This window comes from Pseudoalteromonas sp. PS5 (assembly GCF_004103255.1).
Lineage (GTDB): Bacteria > Pseudomonadota > Gammaproteobacteria > Enterobacterales > Alteromonadaceae > Pseudoalteromonas > Pseudoalteromonas peptidolytica.
Genome location: NZ_RCSQ01000210.1, coordinates 1 through 3393, shown reverse-complemented (window position 1 = coordinate 3393; position 3393 = coordinate 1). Strand labels below are relative to the sequence as shown.

Genomic DNA, 3393 nt, shown 5'->3' with positions numbered 1-3393 from the left:
ATTAAGTCAATTGGTATTATATAGCGCTTTACTTAAAGGCCAAAAAGCCTTGTTGATAGCGCAGCTAGCGCATTTTATTACCATTAAAGCAACTCTTTGCAGCTTATCACTCTTTCAAACTAAGAAAGCATTAAAACAAATGGTGTAACAACTTAGGTTGGTGTGATATTTATTTTACGCGGCTAACGTATTCGCCACTGCGCGTGTCAACTTTAATCACTTCACCAATTTGAACAAACAAAGGAACACGTACAACAGCTCCTGTGCTCAATGTAGCGGGCTTACCACCAGTACCTGCGGTATCACCTTTCAGGCCAGGATCCGTTTCGGTGATCTCAAGCTCAACAAAATTTGGCGGCGTTACAGCAATTGGGTTGCCGTTCCAAAGCGTAATAGTACAAACGTCATTTTCAACGAGCCATTTTACGTTCTCGCCTACCGCTTTTTCATCCGCAGCGATTTGTTCAAACGTGTCGTTATTCATAAAGTGCCAGAACTCACCGTCTGTATATAGGTAAGCAAGATCTGTGTCTATAACGTCTGCACCTTCAACTGAATCACCAGACTTAAATGTTTTTTCTAATACTTTACCTGAGATAAGCTTGCGGATCTTAACGCGGTTAAACGCTTGTCCTTTGCCAGGCTTGACCATTTCATTTTCTAAGATAGAACAAGGCTCGCCATCGATCATAATTTTTAGACCGCCCTTGAACTCGTTGGTGCTATAATTCGCCATCGTATCCTCTAATCTACGTATATTCGAGTAATTAACCTGCTAATGATACAAATAAATGAAGTAAATTTGCAGACTAACTGGCAAAAAGAATTAGCAAATGTTGTCACTGACCCACAGGAGCTACTTAACATCCTAGGGTTACAAGACCATTTTGATGCACGAGACTTTGCAGCTAAGCGCTTGTTTCCTATGCGAGTACCACGCCCATTTATTGATAAAATGCGCCACGGAGATCGTTACGATCCTTTGCTATTACAAGTGCTGCCGGTACATCAGGAATATTTAACTGAAGCGGGATTTAGTAAAGATCCACTCGAAGAGCAAGACGCACCAGTGCCAGGGCTGCTACATAAGTATCGTTCTCGAGTATTACTCATGCTCAAAACCGGCTGTGCGGTCAACTGCCGTTACTGCTTTCGACGCCACTTTCCTTACCAAGATAATCAGGTCAATAAACGCACCTTAGCCCCAGTGTTTGATTACTTACGCACCCACCCTGAAATCAATGAGGTGATCTTAAGCGGCGGTGATCCGCTGATGGCCAAAGACGACATGATAGCTTGGGTGTTAGAACAATTAGAGACGATACCACAAATCAAACGTTTGCGTATTCATAGCCGCCTACCAGTGGTGATCCCAACGAGAATAACCGAGGCATTATGCCAACGTTTAGCACAGAGTCATTTAAAGGTGATTTTGGTTAACCATATCAACCACCCGAATGAAATTGACGAACACTTTAAAGCCGCAATGAAACAGCTAAAACAAGCAAATGTGACTTTACTGAACCAAGCTGTACTGCTCAAGGGAATTAACAACGATGCTGCAACTCAAGCCCAATTGAGTGAAGCCTTATTCGATGCGGATATACTGCCTTATTATTTGCATTTGCTTGATAAAGTAGAAGGGGCTAGCCACTTCGATGTTGAAGAAGCAGAAGCCAAAACCCTTATGGCTGAGCTTTTAGAAACGTTGCCAGGGTTTTTAGTGCCTAAATTAGTTCGAGAGATTGGCGGTCAGCCAAGTAAAACGCCGGTTGACCTAGATTTACTCGGTTAAGAGCGCAAAAAATCGGTGCTAATGACCCTAGCACCGATTGCTTATGCACATAGCTATCGGACAACCGAAGACAACGTGCCATCAACCCATAGCAATTAAGCGTATGTGTTGATGTTGTTGCCTAACGTTGCAGTTACTGATTTAGCAGGTGTTTGTGCAGCAGCACTGTTACCCGCAGATTCAATTAATGCAAGCGCGGCTTGTCCATCTGCTTTCTGTTGCTTTTTTGCCAATGCAGCGCTGTATACTTCGCCACTTTGACTCGCTCCAGACATAGCAGGTAGGTTACTTCCGGAAATATTCATAAGTGATTACCTAACTTTTTGATGGATCAGATAAGGTATCGGCATACAAAGCTAAACCTTTAGGGTAAATTTTGAGATAAATTTCCAATCCCTTTTTACTACCTTTAAAAGAGTAGATTTACACCTGACATTTGTAAATGAAACCCTTAAAATAAGCGCTTTTAGTAGGGCGATTAGGACTGACCATGCAAGCCGTTATCGAAAAACTCAATGAAAACCTCAAGATCGTATACCGCCAAGCACTAGATGCGGATAAAAAGCTTGATGACTTGCAACAGCAAGGCCACGGTAAGTTTAAAGCACTATTTACAGAAGAAGCGGGATTTACGTTTGAAGCTAAGCGCTTTAAGCCATATGTTTTGGATGTTGCAGCCGATGTTGAAGGTCTATCTAAAACTGAAGAAATTGACGAGCAAAAACTGGCGTTGGTAGTTAAAAAGCTCCAATCTCTATTGCAGCTACTCGCGACGTTTAAATAACACTATACGTAAACACGCAGCCAAAACGCTGCGTGCAACCTTATCTAAAAAGAGCGCCTAAAGTTCGTTTATAAACTCACTTTTTTCATCAGGTCGTCTTCAAACCATTCTGTCAACAAACGTTTCTCATAATAAAAAGATTCATCTAGGCCGCGTTTGATTCTATCCATAAACGACATGTCTTTTAATTTTACTGCGTTTTCTTGTGCAATAGTTTTACCTGCTTGATCCGTTAGCTGGTAGCTAATTTCTAAACGCGGAAAATGGATCGGCTTTATCACACGAATATCTGATATTCCATAATGTACATCACCAGCTAGGTCTATTTCATCGAAGCTAACTGCTAGTTTATAACCTTCCGGCAACTGCTCAGCTAACTCCTCCATATGCTTGGTAAATTGCTTCTCCACGCGCTCATAAAAGGACCCACGTGTTTCATTGCCTGGGCGCACATCACGGTACTCTTTAAAGTCTTTCCAAGTCACCGAAACTTCACCTGCATTTACAAATAATGGTGTCAGACACAGGGCAACTAATGTCATTGGTAATTTCATCTTTAGATCTCCTTCAAGCTCTATCACCACCTTACTCTTTATCAATACGAAGTAAAGCAAGATCACACCCTTTTACGCAGTGTGACAATTAGCTACATTTTCATCAATATATCAATAAGACCGACGTTATTGGTAAATGTTCTCAGGTTTGTCGAGTAAAGTTATGCTAATCATCTTAATTAAGTAGTCTATTTTAAGACGGGAAAACCTTGTCGATAACACCGCTTCCTCGCCCTGCTCACGCCGAGGTACCTACGTCC

Annotated in this window: 5 protein-coding genes; 2 read left to right on the top strand and 3 right to left on the bottom strand. The window is 41.8% G+C overall.

The genetic code is table 11. The features are described 5' to 3' along the window. Nucleotides 1-169: 169 nt before the first annotated feature. Nucleotides 170-736, bottom strand: a complete 567-nt coding sequence (gene efp / locus D9603_RS20350) for an elongation factor P (protein ID WP_125251025.1) — start codon at nt 734-736, stop codon at nt 170-172. A 42-nt stretch (nt 737-778) separates the two neighbouring features. Between efp and epmB the strand changes: the two genes are divergently transcribed. Further along, nucleotides 779-1795, top strand: coding sequence for an EF-P beta-lysylation protein EpmB (gene epmB / locus D9603_RS20345; protein WP_128732685.1), 1017 nt, complete (start codon nt 779-781; stop codon nt 1793-1795). A gap of 95 nt (nt 1796-1890) precedes the next feature. On the opposite strand, the gene D9603_RS20340 is transcribed toward epmB, so the two are convergent. Next, nucleotides 1891-2100: a hypothetical protein gene (locus D9603_RS20340; protein ID WP_125251023.1), complete on the bottom strand. Its 210-nt coding sequence runs from the start codon at nt 2098-2100 to the stop codon at nt 1891-1893. Between the two features lie 185 nt (nt 2101-2285). Between D9603_RS20340 and D9603_RS20335 the strand changes: the two genes are divergently transcribed. Beyond that, complete coding sequence (locus tag D9603_RS20335; protein WP_125251022.1) at nt 2286-2579, top strand: prephenate dehydrogenase; 294 nt, start codon at nt 2286-2288, stop codon at nt 2577-2579. A 68-nt stretch (nt 2580-2647) separates the two neighbouring features. Here D9603_RS20335 and D9603_RS20330 read toward each other — a convergent pair whose 3' ends face one another. Further along, nucleotides 2648-3160 (bottom strand): DUF3016 domain-containing protein, encoded by a 513-nt coding sequence (locus D9603_RS20330; RefSeq protein WP_128732686.1) that lies wholly within the window; start codon nt 3158-3160, stop codon nt 2648-2650. Nucleotides 3161-3393: the final 233 nt, after the last annotated feature.

Coding starts and splice junctions, on each gene's coding strand:
- efp (WP_125251025.1), bottom strand. CDS start 736: ATGGCGAATTATAGCACCAACGAGTTCAAGGGCGGTCTAAAAATTATG.
- epmB (WP_128732685.1), top strand. CDS start 779: ATGATACAAATAAATGAAGTAAATTTGCAGACTAACTGGCAAAAAGAA.
- D9603_RS20340 (WP_125251023.1), bottom strand. CDS start 2,100: ATGAATATTTCCGGAAGTAACCTACCTGCTATGTCTGGAGCGAGTCAA.
- D9603_RS20335 (WP_125251022.1), top strand. CDS start 2,286: ATGCAAGCCGTTATCGAAAAACTCAATGAAAACCTCAAGATCGTATAC.